This is a genomic window from Pseudomonas sp. 9Ag, from assembly GCF_902506445.1.
GTDB lineage: Bacteria > Pseudomonadota > Gammaproteobacteria > Pseudomonadales > Pseudomonadaceae > Stutzerimonas > Stutzerimonas stutzeri_AB.
In genome coordinates this window covers 2,245,850-2,260,465 of the sequence record NZ_LR733836.1, presented here as the reverse complement: position 1 = coordinate 2,260,465, position 14,616 = coordinate 2,245,850, and the positions used below count along the sequence as shown (strand labels likewise).

Here is a 14,616-nt window from a genome sequence, read left to right as displayed (position 1 = left end):
TGAGCCGCTTGAAAAAACCCGCTCTCGTAGCGGGTTTTTTTATGAGCGCTCGGCTGCACTGGCCAATGGTAAGATTCCAGCAGTCCCGACAAGAAGCCTGTCCGATTCTACCCATGAGGTTTTCCATGCGCTGTGCCGTTTCGCTTAAGTCCGCTTTGCTCGCCGTGTTGTTGGCAACCCCCGTCGCGGCACACGCGGCGGCTGCAAAGTGTGATCGGCTGATCGCGACTGGCGGCGCAGACAACCCTCCTTTTCTTTGGCGCGATCCGCAGAACCCCAAGCGGCTGGTGGGAGCGAACGCTGATCTGCTAAAAAAGATCACCGACTCGCTCGACCTGAAGCTCGAAGTGCTCTACACCGGCGATGCGGGCGCGGCGCTGGAGCAAGTGCGCAGTGGGCGGGTCGATGTGCTGGCCGATGCGGTCCTGGCACCAAAGGAACTGGCATATCTGGATTTCATCCATCCATCGATTACGGCCTTGCAGATGTCCGCCTGGGTAGGTCAGGAGCCTGGCTTCCTCTATTCAGACCGGCAGGATTTGGCAGGTCGAACGGGCGCCTACGTGAAGACGGGAAGCTATGGCAGTGCGTTCGAGCACTATGCCAAGGAAAACCTTCGTTTACGTGCTGCTCCCAGCCTGGCTGAGGCTCTCAATAGGCTGTCGACGGGCAAGGCGGATTATGTCCTGCATGAGCGTTACAGTTTCATTGCATATGCCGCCCGACAAGGGCTGCTCGCTGATATCCAGCGTTTGGAACCAGCGGTGTTCAGTCGCGGTTTGCATTTCGCGGTCGCTCACGACTCGGCGTGTAACGGTCCGTGGCTGCGCGGACAGCTCGCAATAAAAATGACAGAATTGCGCGCTGCGGGGGTACCGCAGCAACTGCTGGTAGAGAACCTTGAACGCTGGAAACAGCAGCCAGCGCCGACCCGCAATTCGCAACGCTAGGATTTTCAATTGATCAAACAATCTTGCGGCACGCTCGTGCTGCTGGCGATGGTTGGCTGCGCCAGCGATCCTGCTCCCATTGAACAGCTGCGGCTTACCGAGCAGGCGTTGAGCCAGGCGCGCTCGGTGGGTGCTGCGGAACAGACGCCGGAATTGATGCAGGCGGAGCAGAAGTTTGCGGCTGCGGTCGCAGCGATGAAGGATGAGCATTATCGAGAGGCACGCCTGCAGGCTGAGCAAGCCGAGCTTGACGCACGGCTGGCAGAGGCTCGGGTCCTTAACGAGAAGAGTCAGCAGGAACTGGCGGAATTGCACCGCCGCATCGCGCGCTTGCGTGAACAGCTGGGAGCGTTCCAGTGAAACCGGTCTACCTGATACCCGCACTGCTGGTAGCGCTTGGTTCGCTTCAAGGTTGTGCAACGCGCGAGTCGCAACAGCAGCTGCAAAACGCATCAATGGATCTTCAAAGCGTCAGTGAGGAACCACAGATCCTTCTGGATGCGCCCAAGGATGTGATGCGCGCGAGCGAGTCGCTTGACCGAGCCAAGCGCTTCGCCGATTACCTGGGCAACGCAGAGGACGTTACTCACTATGCATACCTCAGCAAGCGCTATAGCGAGATAGCCCGCCAGCACAGCGAGCAGCTGCAGAACCAGCGGCGCGCGACCCAACTGAGCATGGAGCATGAGCGTTTGCGTCAGGCTGTACAGGAAGCCCGAATGCTCGACCTGCAGCACCAGGGGCGTTGGTTGGAGGATCAGATGGGGAGTCTCGCGGCCGCCGAGACCGATCGCGGCCTGGTCATGACGCTTGGAGATGTGTTGTTCAGGGCGGCCAGTGCCGAGCTGGGATCGTCAGCCAACCGCACACTGCTGAAGGTCGTTCATTTTATGCAGCTCAATCCCAAGCGGCGGGTGCGGATCGAAGGCTATACAGACAACCGCGGTGATGCCGCCGAGAACCTTGCTTTATCGAGGGCGCGCGCACAGGCGGTGGGTGACTTTATGCAAAGCCTCGGAGTCGATGCCGGGCGTATCGAGGTTGTCGGCTACGGCGAGCAGTATCGTGTCGCAGAGAACGCTTCAGCACGCGGACGTGCACAGAATCGCCGGGTAGAGATTGGGTTTTCCGACGAGCAAGGACGTTTGAGCAGTCCACGTTGATCTCAATTCTCGATAAAGAGCGCTGACTGTGTTGGCGAGTTAGCAAGCAACTGTATTGGTCGAATATAACGGTGGTGTACTACTGTTATGGTCCAGTTGGCGGAGACGGACGAGATGACCAATCTGTTGCTTTATCAGCGCATTGCACACCAGCTTGCCGATGACATTCGGCGAGGTGTTTATCGCCCGGGCGAGCGTGTGCCGTCGGTACGCAAGATGAGCATGCAGCTGAACGTGAGTCATGCGACGGTCCTGCAGGCCTATGCCAATCTCGAAGACCAGGGAATGATCCGTGCTCGCCCGCAGTCGGGGTTTTATGTGCATCACACTCCGGCACTGACTGCCCCTACGCCGGATATTGCGCAGGTCGAGCGTCCGACGCTGGTCACTCGCAGCAGCATTATCAATCAGGTGCTTAGCGAGTCACGCCGTGACGGGCTCATACCGCTGGGCGCCGCCGTACCGCACGTGGACTATCTGCCTGCCCGGGCGTTGCATCAGCAGCTTGCCAAGGTCACTCGCTTCCAGAGTCAGCAGGCCTTCAGCTATATGTTCAGTCCCGGCTATGAGCCGCTGCGCCGGCAGGTGGCTATCCGCATGCGCGACGCCGGCGTGGTTGTCGGGCCTGACGAGGTCGTGATCACACATGGCTGTGTCGATGCGCTGCAGATGTCGTTGCGGGTGCTGACCAAGCCCGGTGATTTGATCGCAGCGGAATCGCCCAGTTACTACGGTTTGCTTCAACTGGCCGATTTGCTCGGGCTCAAGGTGATCGAGATCCCGTGTGATCCGGATACCGGGCTCAGCCTCGAAGCGTTGCAGCTTGCAGCCAGTCAGTGGCCGATCAAGGCGCTGGTGTTGACCGCGCGGCTGAGTAATCCCCTGGGTGGCAGCGTCCCGGACGGACGGCAGAAGCAGTTGTTAAAAATGGCGGCGAATTTCGACATACAGATTGTCGAAGACGATATCTACGGCGAGTTATTGTTCGACGTAGGGTCGATTAGGGCGCTCAAGTCGAATGACACCGAGGGGCGGGTGATTTATTGCTCGAGCTTCTCGAAGACCATTTCGCCTGGCGTGCGTATTGGCTGGATATTGCCTGGTCGTTACCGCGAAGAAATAAAACGCCTGCAGACCTTTAGTACGCATTCGGCCTGCAGCGTCACGCAGATGGGCGTGGCGGCCTATCTTGAAAACGGGGGGTACGATCGCCATCTGCGTTACATTCGCCACGAGTACCGGAAGAATCTCAGCGCTTTCCAGTTGGCGGTCCAACGGTATTTCCCTGAGGGCACACAGATGACACGTCCTACGGGCGGGTTCATTCTCTGGGTCAGCTTGCCGGCTCGGGTGAATACCAAGGAGCTGCACGTTCAGGCGTTGAAGCGAGGCATCAGCATCGCGCCAGGGCTAATTTTCAGCAACACTGAACAGTTCAATCACTGTATCCGGCTCAACTGCGCGCTGCCCTGGACGGCCGAGGCGGAGCGAGCATTGAAAACTTTAGGTGAGCTTGCTGGGGAGCTTTGCCGGCAATCGAACTGAATGACGGGGAGGGCGGAAAATGAGATGGCTGACGTTGATTGGGCTGTCGCTACTGGCTGGCTGTGACGAGGTTCCGGATCAGCCTAGGCCTCCCACGCCGCCCAAGGTCGCTGTTTCGCCACCTGACACAGCTGCGCCGCTAGTTGCCGAGCCCGAGCTGGATACGCAGGTAGGACCGGTGAGTATCGAGTCTGAAAAGGAGCCAACTCTAGCAGCGAACCCGGAACAGCCCCCGACCGAACCCAGTGCGCCCACGCCTGCGCCAAAGGCCAAGCCTTCTGCCTCCGTGCCAAAGACCAAGCTGGAAAAAGTGGAACTGCCAGAGCCAGACCTCGACCTTAGCCTTCCTGATGACTGGGCGGAAAGCCTTGACCCTGCTGAGAAGCCAGCGTCCTTGAGCCTGCTGCCACCGCTATTCGAGTCCAGCCAGGAGTCTCGCTCGCTGCAAATGAGCGGCGAGTTGCTGCCGGGAACGGCCGAGGACGAAGCTCTCATCGATGGTGCGCAGATCAATTTCGAACTCAAACGCTGAACCGCTGACGTTGGATTATTGTTTCACCTCGTCACTCAGGCGCGCGGTGCTAAGTAGAGCGTGGAGCTCGTTGGCGGGCAGCGGATGGCTCATGTGAAATCCTTGCAGTTCGCTACAACCGTCAGCCAGTAGCAGATTCAGTTGTTCCAGCGTTTCCACACCTTCCGCAGTAACGCGCATGCTCAAACCATGACCAAGGTCGATCAAGGCTTTGACAATGGAGTGGTTTTCAACCGAATGGGACATGCCCGCAACGAAACTGCCGTCGATCTTGATCATGTCGAACGGGTAGTTCCGTAGATTGCTCAGTGACGAGTAGCCGGTACCGAAGTCATCCATTGCAAGCCGCAAGCCGAGCGACTTCAACCGATTGAGCACATCCAGCGTGCTCTCGTTTTCCTGCAGCAAAGCGGTCTCGGTAATCTCCAGCTCAAGGCGGCTGGCGGGCAGGCCACTGTCCGTGAGCGCGCTGATGATCATCTGGTACAGGTCGCCAACGCGCAGTTGCAGGGGTGAAATATTGACCGACACGACCAGCTCATCTGACCAGTTCGACGCCTCGAGGCAGGCCTTACGAAGCACCCACTCGCCCAGCGGCACGATTAGCCCGGTTTCCTCTGCGAGGGGAATGAACTGTTCCGGTAGCAGTAAGCCTCGCGTGGGGTGGTGCCAGCGCAGCAACGTTTCTGCACCGTTGATGCACATGCCTTTGCTCAGATAGCGGGGCTGATAATAGGCTTCGAACTGACCTTCGGTGATTGCCCGGCGCAGCTCGTCCTCCTGACAGCGCCTTTCATGCAGTCGTTTGTCCATCTCGCTGCCGTAGAAGCACCAGGTTCCACGCCCATCAGCCTTGGCCTGATAAAGGGCAATATCGGCGCACCGCAGCAGTTCGTTGGCCTGGCTGGCATCGGTCGGCGCCACGGCAATCCCAACGCTGGCGCCGATGTGGATCTGCTTGTCCTCATAGCTGAACGGCTCGCTGACAACGCGCACAACACGGGCGCAGAGCATTTCGATGTCTTCATTGTGTTGCAGGCGGCTCACCACCATGACGAACTCATCGCCGCCCAGCCGGGCGACCAGATCGTCACCTCTGATGCACTGCTTCAGGCGGTTTGCGACGCCGATGAGGACTTCGTCGCCAGCGCCATGACCGAGGGTATCGTTCACCGGTTTGAAGCGATCCAGGTCGATATAGAGCACGGTCAGCCGCGAGGCTGTATTCAGAGAGTTGAGCTTGCTTTCGAGATAATCGCGTAACCGGTTGCGGTTGGGTAAGCCAGTCAACGCATCATGCTGAGACAGATACTGGACCCGAGCCTGAGCCTTGGTCTCCTCGGTAACATCGCTGGCAGTGCCGCGATATCCCAGGAGTTGGCCGCCGTTGCGGATTTCCCGGGCAGACAAACGGCAATGACGCACGCAGCCATCAGCGGCGTGATAGCTGCAACGCAGCGGTACGCTGTGTTTACCGGTGAGCCAGTCCTGCAGTGCTGCATGATCCGTGAGCAGCAGGTCGATCAAAGGACGGCCTATCCAGGCCGCGGGCGCATGGCCGGTAATCTCCTCGAAGCGGGCCGATAGATAGGTGAGCTGGGCATTCTGGTCCGTTTCCCATATCCAGTCGGAAGCGGCTTCCGCCACGTCACGAAAGCGCTCCTCGCTGGACGCCAAGGCGGTGCGGCTGATCGCCAAGCGCTTGTAGCTGGCTTCCATGATGCGTACGGTCTTGAGTGCCTGGCACAAGAGCAGCCAAGCCAGCAGGCCAAGCCCGAGGGTGACGGCACCGAGGACCGGCAGTGTCATCCACAACAGATACTCGCCGGGCTGCGACACGCTCCAGGTAAAACGCACCGGCGAGCCATCAAGCCTGATCAGTTCGGTCAGCGCACCGTCGATGCGCTCGTTGCCATCGTCTATACGAAGGCCTTTAACGGCGTACGCTTCTCCTACCTCAAGGAGCCAGTCGCGGTCCATCAGGTCGACAAAGACCAAAGTCGAGGCGGGGCCGGGTTGTTCTTCGATGTCGCTGCCGCCGGTTGTCATGACGGCTGCACTTGCCAGCGCAGGCTGTCCTCCGGCTGTGAGTACGCCAGAGGACGTCTCATCATCCTCAACGGCGAGCCGAGCATCGGCTAGCAGAGTCTGCAGCCCGTTTTCGAGCCATTGCCGAGCATCGACCTGAACGAGCTCACCGCGGATGACTGAGTAGGTGGTTTTGCCGTCCGCGTCGATAACGAAAACGGCGTCGTAGCCAAAGTCTTCGTACAGCGAGGGTCCCAGGTTTGCCTGTTCGTATGCCCAGTCCAGATTTACCCGCGTGCTCAGATTGGCGTATGCATCTCCCCAGAAGGCGTTGTCCGCCACGTGGCGGCTCATGCCGCGCCGGTGCGCTTCAAACGCCTTGCCCGTCAGAAAATGCTCCCGCACAAGCGCATCACTGTCGATGGTCCTGGCGATCTGGATTACCGCAACGGCAGCCGCCAGCAGCGCGACCGCCAACAGGCACGCGATGCCCGGCAAAATGCGGCGAGCGAAGGTGCTTTTAGCGTTGGGATCGATGTGATCGGTGAGGGGGTGAGAAGCTGGCATTCAATCATCCTGTAGAGAGGATCGAATGATCGCTTGGTTCATGGCTAAATGCCATCTGTTGCCGCCGGTTGCATAGGTTTCTGGACGCGCGGTCGTCGGGCGTCGAGCCGTGAGGGTGCGACACCAAACCAAGGTTGTAAGGGCTTATCGGTCCCGAGCGTCCTGGGCGTCTGCTTCGGCGTTGCGCTGAGCAATGCGCTGTTTTTGCTCTTCGGTCAGCGGAATCTTGCGCGCCCCGGCACGCAACATCAGCAGGCCGCCGATGATCGTGCCAATGACGAGAACCAGTAAAAGCCAGATGTACCAGGGCATGGACTTCTCCAGTAGCTTGATCTGTATGCATACCACCTTACGCCGGGCTGCATTGTGAAGCCATACCGGTGCAACACGGCGTGGCTTGAGCGGCTCCGCTCAAAAGTTGTTTTTCTGCGACAATGCGCGCCGAATTTTGCCGAGGACTTGCCATGCCCTGCCAGACGCCGATCATTGTTGCGCTCGATTTTCCCTCCCGTGATGCTGCATTGGCTTTGGCCGGGCAATTGGATCCGGCGCTATGTCGCGTCAAGGTTGGCAAGGAACTGTTCACCCGCTGCGGTCCGCCGGTGGTGGAAGCGTTGCAGGCCAAGGGGTTCGAGGTGTTTCTAGACTTGAAATTCCACGACATCCCCAATACCACGGCGATGGCCGTCAAGGCGGCGGCAGAGCTGGGCGTGTGGATGGTGAACGTACATTGCTCGGGTGGTCTGCGGATGATGGCGGCTTGTCGCGAAACTCTGGACACGCTGAGCGGGCAAAAGCCTCTGCTCATCGGCGTGACAGTGTTGACCAGCATGGAGCAGGCGGACCTGGCTGATATCGGGTTGGATCTACAACCGCAGCAGCAGGTATTGCGGCTTGCGGGGCTGGCGGAAAAGGCTGGGCTCGATGGGCTGGTCTGCTCGGCTCAGGAGGCGCAATCACTGAAAGCGCAGTTCGCCGGACTGCAGCTGGTGACGCCGGGCATTCGTCCCGCCGGCAGCGCAGCGGATGATCAGCGGCGCATTCTCACGCCTGCGCAGGCAATTCAGGCAGGTTCTGATTACCTGGTGATCGGCCGCCCAATCGCTCAGGCCGCGGACCCGGCTCAAGCGCTGGCGGCGGTCGTCGCAGAACTGGCGTGAACTAAAAAGCCGGCCGCGATGGCCGCGGCCGGCTCATTCACCATCCGCTTAGCTGACCCTCAGCACCAGCTTGCCGAAGTTGCCGCCGGTGAACAGTTTCATCAGCGTCTCCGGGAAGGTTTCCAGCCCTTCAACGATGTCTTCCTTGCTCTTCAGCTCGCCGCTTTGCATCCAGCCCGCCATGTCTTTCATGGCTTCTGGATAGCGTGAAACGTAGTCCATCACCACCATGCCCTGCATTCTGCCGCGGTTGACCAGCAGCGACAGGTAGTTGGCCGGTCCCTTGACCGCTTCCTTGTTGTTGTACTGGCTGATGGCGCCGCAGATGACGATGCGCGCGCCCACAGCAATGCGCGTCAGCACCGCGTCGAGGATGTCACCGCCGACGTTGTCGAAGTACACATCAACGCCTTTCGGGCATTCGCGCTTCAGGCCGGCGGCAACGTCTTCGCTCTTGTAGTCGATAGCCGCATCGAAACCGAGCTCCTCGGTGAGGAAGCGGCACTTGTCCGCACCGCCGGCGATCCCGACTACGCGACAGCCTTTGATCTTGGCGATCTGGCCCGCGACGCTGCCAACTGCGCCTGCTGCGCCGGAGATCACCACAGTTTCACCGGCTTTTGGCTCGCCGACCGACAGCAGACCGAAATAGGCTGTCATGCCAGTCATGCCCAGCGCAGACAGGTAGCGAGGCAGCGGGGCCTGGTTCGGATCGACTTTGTAGAAGCCTTTCGGCTCGCCGAGGAAATAGTCCTGCACGCCAAGTGCGCCATTGACGTAATCGCCTTCGGCGAACCCTGGGTGTTGGGAGGCAATGACCTTGCCCACGCCTAGCGCACGCATCACCTCGCCGATGCCAACCGGGGGAATGTACGACTTGGCATCGTTCATCCAGCCGCGCATGGCTGGGTCAAGCGACAGGTATTCGTTCTTCACCAGTATCTGGTTCGAGCCGGGTTCGCCCAGTGGCTTTTCAGCGAACTCGAATGTTGCGCGGTCAGGTGCGCCGACGGGGCGCTTGGCCAGCAGGAACTGGCGATTGGTCTTGTCCATGGGAGCCTCTTGTGTGTGCAAACCGTTGGTTTAGCCTCCCTGAGGCAGCACCGCAAGTAAGACGGTCACGCTGGAATGCAATGGCATCCGCGTGAGTGATATCGCCAGCTACTGCTTAAGCGGATCTCGGGATGGCGGTATAACCATGACCAGCATATGGCTTGCAGTCACATTAGGACTGGCGCCTTTCTTCAATCGATCAGGGTATCTAGCATGAGCATGTGTTTTTCCGGTCAGGTTGCATTGGTTACGGGTGGTGCAGCGGGCATTGGCCGTGCGACGGCGTTGGCGTTTGCCGAACAGGGGCTGAAGGTGGTGGTGGCCGATGTGGACGAGGCCGGTGGAGCAGCATGCGCTGAAGCGATTCGCCAGGCCGGTGGCGAGGCGGAGTTCGTGCGCTGCGACGTCACCCGCGACGCAGAGGTCAAGGCGATGGTCGAGCAGGCGGTGGCGACCTATGGGCGCATCGACTATGCGTTCAACAATGCCGGGATTGAAATCGAACAGGGCCGCCTGGCTGAAGGCAGTGAAGCCGAGTTCGACGCCATCATGGGAGTCAACGTCAAAGGGGTCTGGCTGTGCATGAAACACCAGCTGCCGTTGATGCTCGCCCAGGGTGGCGGCGCCATCGTCAACACGGCCTCGGTGGCGGGCCTGGGGGCGGCGCCGAAAATGAGCATCTATTCGGCGTCCAAGCATGCGGTCATCGGCCTCACCAAGTCGGCGGCCATCGAGTACGCCAAGAAGAAAATCAGGGTCAACGCCGTCTGTCCTGCGGTGATCGATACCGACATGTTTCGTCGTGCTTATGAGGCAGACCCACGCAAAGCGGAGTTTGCCGCGGCCATGCACCCGGTCGGTCGCGTAGGCAAGGTCGAGGAAATTGCTGCTGCCGTGCTCTACCTCTGCAGCGATGCTGCGGCCTTTACCACCGGTCACGCACTTGCGGTCGATGGCGGAGCCACGGCAATCTGATCAGGCTGATCGCTTGGGTGCGCTGACGATCAACAGCGTCAGCACACCCGCGACCAATCCCCACAGCGCGGAGCCGATGCCGAAAAGCGTCAGCCCCGACGCCGTCACCATGAAGGTAATCAGCGCCGCTTCGCGCTCGCGCGGCGTTTGCATGGCCTGAGTCAGGCCGCTACCGATCGAACCGAGCAGGGCGAGCGCTGCGATGGACAACACCAACGCTGCCGGAAAGGATGCGAACAGGGCTGCCAGCGTGGCGCCGAAAATCCCGGCGATGCCGTAGAAAACGCCGCACCAGACGGCTGCGGTGTAGCGTCTCGCCGGGTCTGGATGCGCTTCCGGCCCGCTGCAGATAGCCATGGTGATCGCTGCCAGATGAATACCGTGGGAGCCAAAGGGTGACAGCAATACCGAGGCGATGCCCGTCACCGAGATCAGTGGTGAGGCCGGCACCTGATAGCCCTCAGCGCGAAGCACTGCCAGCCCTGGCATGTTTTGCGAGGCCATGGCGATCACGAACAGCGGTATGCCGATGCTGAAGATGGCCGCAAGTGACAAGCTGGGCGTGGTCCAGACCGGCACCGCCACTTCCAGACTCAGCTGGCGGAAGTCCAGCAGACCGAGCCCGGCCGACAATGCACAGCCGACCAGAAGTGCCGACAGCACCGCATAGCGGGGCTGCACGCGCTTGAACAGTAGATAGCTGAAGAACATCGCCAGAACCAGAATCGGCTGGACTTCAACCGCGCGGAAAATCTCGCTGCCAATGTTGAACAGGACGCCCGCCAGCAACGCGGCTGCCAGCGATGCGGGTACCTTGCGCATCAACCGCTCGAAGCTGCCGGTGAGCCCGCACAGGGCGATCAGCGCTGAAGCAAAGATAAAGGCGCCGATCGCTTCGCTGTACGGAACGCCGGGCAGGCTGCTGATCAGCAACGCGGCGCCCGGGGTCGACCAGGCGATCACGACCGGCGTTCGGTAGCGCAACGACAATCCGATGCTGCAGATCGCCATGCCGATCGACAGTGCCCAGATCCAGGAGGAGATCTGGGCGCCGCTGAGCCCGGCAGCCTGGCCGGCCTGGAACATCAGCACCAGCGAGCTGGTATAGCCGGTGAGCATGGCGATGAAGCCAGCCACGACGGTAGAGGCCGAGCTGTCCTTGAATAGACGGTAAGGTTGAGCGGCGGTGGCGGTCATCGTCGGCTTGGGGTCCGGTTCGGAAATGGATTCACAGGAATTGCAGAAGGCTCACGAGTGAACTGGTGTTCTGCCTCAACAGGCGTCTGCAGGCGGTATGACGACAGGCTAGGGCGTCACGCGCTTCGCGTCGCGGTACAGCCAACGGCGCGATCAGCGTAACAGTCACCCGCACCCCTCAGCGCCGTTCGTCTCCCATGTCGAGAGGCACGGTGATGGCCGTGCTGACACTGGCACCGATGTTGCTATTACTCCTGTGCCTGCTGCGAGGCGTCAAAAAAACCGCAGCTGTTGGAGGAATGATGAGTCAGGGTATCGAATTCAATCGCTTGATGCTGGAAATGCGGGCCATGCAGACCGATGCAATGGCGCGCTCCAAGCCTGTGACGGCGGCCCCGGAGGTGGGTGCTTCGAGCTTTTCCGACATGCTCGGCCAGGCCGTCAATAAAGTGAACGAAACCCAGCAGGCCTCCAGCCAGTTGGCTACTGCCTTCGAGATGGGCCAGGGCGGCATCGACCTGACTGAAGTCATGATCGCCTCCCAGAAAGCCAGCGTCTCTTTTCAAGCGATGACCCAGGTGCGCAACAAGCTGGTTCAGGCGTACCAAGACATCATGCAGATGCCGGTTTAAGGCAGGATTTGAACAATGGCTGACGCGCTTAGCAAAGTTCCAGTGCCGGTTGCTTCGGAAGGCCCGAAGAAGCCTCTGCTGGGCCTGTCCTTTCTGGAAAACCTTTCCGAAATGTCGATGCTGCGGCAGATCGGCCTGCTGGTCGGTCTGGCAGCGAGCGTCGCCATCGGCTTTGCCGTGGTGCTTTGGTCACAGCAACCGGATTATCGCCCACTGCTGGGCAGCCTTGCCGGAATGGACGCCAACCAGGTGATGGAAACCCTGGCAGCTGCAGACATTTCCTACACGGTAGAGCCCAACTCCGGCGCCCTGTTGGTCAAGGCCGACGACCTTGCCCGTGCGCGGCTGAAGCTGGCCAGCGCCGGCATTGCCCAGACCGACAGCAATATCGGCTTTGAGATTCTCGATAAAGAACAAGGCCTCGGCACCAGTCAGTTCATGGAAGCCACCCGCTATCGCCGTGGTCTCGAAGGCGAGCTGGGTCGTACCATTTCCAGCTTGAACAACGTCAAGGGCGCGCGCGTCCACTTGGCCATTCCAAAGAGTTCAGTTTTCGTCCGCGACGAGCGCAAGCCGAGCGCATCGGTTCTGGTTGAGCTCTATCCGGGGCGCAATCTCGAGCCAAGTCAGGTGATGGCGATCATCAACCTGGTCGCGACCAGCGTGCCGGAACTCACCAAATCACAAATTACCGTGGTCGATCAGAAGGGCAACCTGCTGTCCGATCAGCAGGAACTCACCGAGCTGAGCATGGCCGGCAAGCAGTTCGACTACAGTCGCCGCATGGAGAGCCTCTACACCCAGCGCGTGCACAATATCCTGCAGCCGGTGCTGGGCAGCGGTCGCTACAAGGCCGAAGTGTCTGCCGATGTAGATTTCAGCGCGGTAGAGTCCACCTCCGAGACATTCAACCCGGACCAACCGGCACTGCGCAGTGAGCAGAGCGTTAGCGAGCAGCGTCAGAGCAGCCTCGGTCCGCAAGGTGTGCCTGGCGCTCTCAGCAATCAGCCACCGGGGCCCGCTGCCGCGCCCGAGAATGCTGTCGCCGGGCAGGCCGGCGCGGCGGGCGCCATTGCTCCGGGCCAGCCGCTGCTGGACGCCAACGGCCAGCAGGTCATGGACCCGGCAACAGGCCAACCGATGTTGGCGCCGTATCCGGCAGACAAGCGCGAGCAGGCGACCCGCAACTACGAGCTGGACCGCTCGATCAGTTACACCAAGCAGCAGCAGGGGCGCCTGCGTCGCCTGTCGGTTGCTGTGGTGCTCGACGACCAGACGACGGTTGCAGCTGACGGAACCACGACTCGCGTACCGCGTACCGCCGAAGAACTGGCGCGCTTCACCCGGCTGGTACAGGATGCTGTTGGTTTCGATGCGAGCCGTGGTGACAGCGTCAGCGTGATCAATGCCCCGTTCGCTGCTGATTCGCTCGACGAGACGTTCATCGACATTCCGTTCTACTCGCAGCCGTGGTTCTGGGACATCGTCAAGCAAGTGCTCGGCGTCCTGTTCATCCTGGTGTTGGTGTTCGGCGTGCTAAGGCCCGTACTGAACAATCTGACCAACGCCGGCAAGAGCAAGGAATTGCAAACGGTGGGTGGCGATGCCGAACTTGGTGACATGGAAGGCATAGACGGTGCGCTTTCGAGCGACCGCGTCAGCCTGAGCGGCCCGCAGAGCATCATGCTGCCGAGCCCGACCGAGGGATACGATGCGCAATTGAATGCCATCAAGAATCTGGTAGCAGAGGACCCGGGCCGGGTGGCTCAGGTTGTCAAAGAGTGGATCAACGCAGATGAGTGATGCTCGAAATCCCGTCAAGCTGAACAAGGTCGACAAGGCTGCGGTCCTGCTGCTCTCGCTGGGCGAGGCCGATGCCGCGCAGGTATTGCGTCACCTCGGGCCGAAGGAAGTGCAGAAGGTCGGCACGGCGATGGCGCAATTGCGCAACGTGCAAAAAAACCAGATTGAACAGGTGATGGGGGAGTTCGTCGAGATTGTTGGCGACCAGACCAGTCTCGGGGTCGGTTCGGATGGCTATATCCGCAAGATGCTCACCCAGGCGCTGGGCGAGGACAAAGCCGGCGGCTTGATTGACCGCATTCTGCTCGGCGGCAACACCAGCGGCCTAGACAGCCTCAAGTGGATGGAGCCACGGGCGGTCGCTGACGTGATCCGCTACGAGCACCCACAGATCCAGGCGATCGTCGTCGCCTACCTTGACCCCGATCAGGCGGGCGAGGTGCTTTCGCACTTCGACCACAAGGTACGGCTCGACATCGTACTGCGCGTGTCGTCGCTCAACACCGTGCAGCCGGCGGCGCTGAAGGAGCTGAACCTGATCCTGGAGAAACAGTTCTCCGGCAACGCCAATACCACGCGGGCGACGCTGGGCGGCGTCAAGCGCGCGGCGGACATCATGAACTACCTCGACAGCTCGGTCGAAGGCCAGCTGATGGACGCCATTCGCGATGTGGATGAGGACCTCTCGTCGCAGATCGAGGACCTGATGTTCGTCTTCGACAACCTCGCCGATGTCGACGACCGGGGCATCCAGGTGCTGTTGCGTGAAGTATCCTCGGATGTGCTGGTGCTGGCGCTCAAGGGCGCCGATGACGCCATCAAGGAAAAGATCTTCAAGAACATGTCCAAACGTGCCGGCGAACTGCTGCGTGACGACCTGGAAGCCAAAGGGCCGGTGCGTGTCAGCGAAGTCGAAGGCGCTCAGAAAGAAATCCTCACCATTGCCCGTCGCATGGCCGAAGCCGGAGAAATCGTGCTCGGTGGCAAGGGCGGTGAAGAAATGCTCTAGGT

Annotated in this window: 14 protein-coding genes; 10 read left to right on the top strand and 4 right to left on the bottom strand. The window is 60.3% G+C overall.

Going from position 1 to position 14,616, the window contains the following annotated elements; genetic code table 11:
- Positions 1–125 precede the first annotated feature (125 nt).
- The 5 genes from ALTERO38_RS10050 (at position 126) to ALTERO38_RS10030 (ending at position 4,190) form a co-directional block, all read left to right on the top strand.
- On the top strand, positions 126–950 hold the full coding sequence (locus ALTERO38_RS10050; RefSeq protein ID WP_159969676.1) for an ABC transporter substrate-binding protein: 825 nt from the start codon (positions 126–128) through the stop codon (positions 948–950).
- 48 nt (positions 951–998) lie between these two features.
- The gene (locus ALTERO38_RS10045; RefSeq protein WP_159969675.1) at positions 999–1,310 is read left to right on the top strand and encodes a DUF4398 domain-containing protein; all 312 of its coding nucleotides are present in this window, start codon (positions 999–1,001) and stop codon (positions 1,308–1,310) included.
- On the top strand, positions 1,307–2,113 hold the full coding sequence (locus tag ALTERO38_RS10040; RefSeq protein ID WP_159968293.1) for an OmpA family protein: 807 nt from the start codon (positions 1,307–1,309) through the stop codon (positions 2,111–2,113). The genes ALTERO38_RS10045 and ALTERO38_RS10040 overlap by 4 nt, the downstream gene beginning before the upstream one ends.
- 114 nt (positions 2,114–2,227) lie before the next feature.
- Positions 2,228–3,658, top strand: coding sequence for a PLP-dependent aminotransferase family protein (locus tag ALTERO38_RS10035; RefSeq protein ID WP_102836402.1), 1,431 nt, complete (start codon positions 2,228–2,230; stop codon positions 3,656–3,658).
- 178 nt (positions 3,659–3,836) lie between these two features.
- Positions 3,837–4,190, top strand: a complete 354-nt coding sequence (locus ALTERO38_RS10030; protein WP_159968292.1) for a hypothetical protein — start codon at positions 3,837–3,839, stop codon at positions 4,188–4,190.
- Between the two features lie 15 nt (positions 4,191–4,205).
- Here the strand turns inward: ALTERO38_RS10030 and ALTERO38_RS10025 are convergent, their stop codons facing one another.
- Both ALTERO38_RS10025 and ALTERO38_RS10020 read right to left on the bottom strand, forming a co-directional pair.
- Positions 4,206–6,785, bottom strand: coding sequence for an EAL domain-containing protein (locus ALTERO38_RS10025; RefSeq protein WP_159968291.1), 2,580 nt, complete (start codon positions 6,783–6,785; stop codon positions 4,206–4,208).
- 144 nt (positions 6,786–6,929) lie between these two features.
- A complete protein-coding gene (locus ALTERO38_RS10020; RefSeq protein WP_102836043.1) occupies positions 6,930–7,097 on the bottom strand; it encodes a DUF2897 family protein in 168 nt (55 codons plus the stop codon).
- Positions 7,098–7,249: 152 nt separating this feature from the next.
- Here ALTERO38_RS10020 and pyrF point away from each other — a divergent pair, with 152 nt between their 5' ends.
- Positions 7,250–7,945: an orotidine-5'-phosphate decarboxylase gene (gene pyrF, locus ALTERO38_RS10015; RefSeq protein WP_159968290.1), complete on the top strand. Its 696-nt coding sequence runs from the start codon at positions 7,250–7,252 to the stop codon at positions 7,943–7,945.
- A gap of 48 nt (positions 7,946–7,993) precedes the next feature.
- Here the strand turns inward: pyrF and ALTERO38_RS10010 are convergent, their stop codons facing one another.
- Positions 7,994–8,998 carry an NADP-dependent oxidoreductase gene (locus ALTERO38_RS10010; RefSeq protein WP_159968289.1) on the bottom strand — a complete coding sequence of 335 codons (1,005 nt, stop codon included), beginning with the start codon at positions 8,996–8,998 and terminating at the stop codon, positions 7,994–7,996.
- A 213-nt stretch (positions 8,999–9,211) separates the two neighbouring features.
- Between ALTERO38_RS10010 and ALTERO38_RS10005 the strand changes: the two genes are divergently transcribed.
- On the top strand, positions 9,212–9,973 hold the full coding sequence (locus tag ALTERO38_RS10005) for an SDR family oxidoreductase (RefSeq protein WP_159968288.1): 762 nt from the start codon (positions 9,212–9,214) through the stop codon (positions 9,971–9,973).
- Here the strand turns inward: ALTERO38_RS10005 and ALTERO38_RS10000 are convergent, their stop codons facing one another.
- Positions 9,974–11,170, bottom strand: coding sequence for a benzoate/H(+) symporter BenE family transporter (locus ALTERO38_RS10000; RefSeq protein WP_159968287.1), 1,197 nt, complete (start codon positions 11,168–11,170; stop codon positions 9,974–9,976).
- Between the two features lie 302 nt (positions 11,171–11,472).
- Here ALTERO38_RS10000 and fliE point away from each other — a divergent pair, with 302 nt between their 5' ends.
- From fliE to fliG, 3 genes are read left to right on the top strand one after another with little or no spacing between them, the layout of a single operon-like run.
- Complete coding sequence (gene fliE / locus ALTERO38_RS09995) at positions 11,473–11,802, top strand: flagellar hook-basal body complex protein FliE (RefSeq protein ID WP_102836403.1); 330 nt, start codon at positions 11,473–11,475, stop codon at positions 11,800–11,802.
- A 15-nt stretch (positions 11,803–11,817) separates the two neighbouring features.
- On the top strand, positions 11,818–13,605 hold the full coding sequence (gene fliF / locus ALTERO38_RS09990) for a flagellar basal-body MS-ring/collar protein FliF (RefSeq protein WP_159968286.1): 1,788 nt from the start codon (positions 11,818–11,820) through the stop codon (positions 13,603–13,605).
- A complete protein-coding gene (gene fliG, locus ALTERO38_RS09985; protein ID WP_102836049.1) occupies positions 13,598–14,614 on the top strand; it encodes a flagellar motor switch protein FliG in 1,017 nt (338 codons plus the stop codon). Before fliF ends, fliG begins: the two co-directional genes overlap by 8 nt.
- Positions 14,615–14,616: the final 2 nt, after the last annotated feature.

Excerpts from the sequence above, each read along its gene's own strand:
- fliF (WP_159968286.1), top strand. The coding sequence starts at position 11,818 with ATGGCTGACGCGCTTAGCAAAGTTCCAGTGCCGGTTGCTTCGGAAGGC.
- ALTERO38_RS10050 (WP_159969676.1), top strand. The coding sequence starts at position 126 with ATGCGCTGTGCCGTTTCGCTTAAGTCCGCTTTGCTCGCCGTGTTGTTG.
- ALTERO38_RS10005 (WP_159968288.1), top strand. The coding sequence starts at position 9,212 with ATGAGCATGTGTTTTTCCGGTCAGGTTGCATTGGTTACGGGTGGTGCA.
- ALTERO38_RS10010 (WP_159968289.1), bottom strand. The coding sequence starts at position 8,998 with ATGGACAAGACCAATCGCCAGTTCCTGCTGGCCAAGCGCCCCGTCGGC.
- pyrF (WP_159968290.1), top strand. The coding sequence starts at position 7,250 with ATGCCCTGCCAGACGCCGATCATTGTTGCGCTCGATTTTCCCTCCCGT.
- ALTERO38_RS10045 (WP_159969675.1), top strand. The coding sequence starts at position 999 with ATGGTTGGCTGCGCCAGCGATCCTGCTCCCATTGAACAGCTGCGGCTT.
- ALTERO38_RS10000 (WP_159968287.1), bottom strand. The coding sequence starts at position 11,170 with ATGACCGCCACCGCCGCTCAACCTTACCGTCTATTCAAGGACAGCTCG.
- ALTERO38_RS10035 (WP_102836402.1), top strand. The coding sequence starts at position 2,228 with ATGACCAATCTGTTGCTTTATCAGCGCATTGCACACCAGCTTGCCGAT.
- ALTERO38_RS10025 (WP_159968291.1), bottom strand. The coding sequence starts at position 6,785 with ATGCCAGCTTCTCACCCCCTCACCGATCACATCGATCCCAACGCTAAA.
- fliG (WP_102836049.1), top strand. The coding sequence starts at position 13,598 with ATGAGTGATGCTCGAAATCCCGTCAAGCTGAACAAGGTCGACAAGGCT.
- fliE (WP_102836403.1), top strand. The coding sequence starts at position 11,473 with ATGAGTCAGGGTATCGAATTCAATCGCTTGATGCTGGAAATGCGGGCC.
- ALTERO38_RS10020 (WP_102836043.1), bottom strand. The coding sequence starts at position 7,097 with ATGCCCTGGTACATCTGGCTTTTACTGGTTCTCGTCATTGGCACGATC.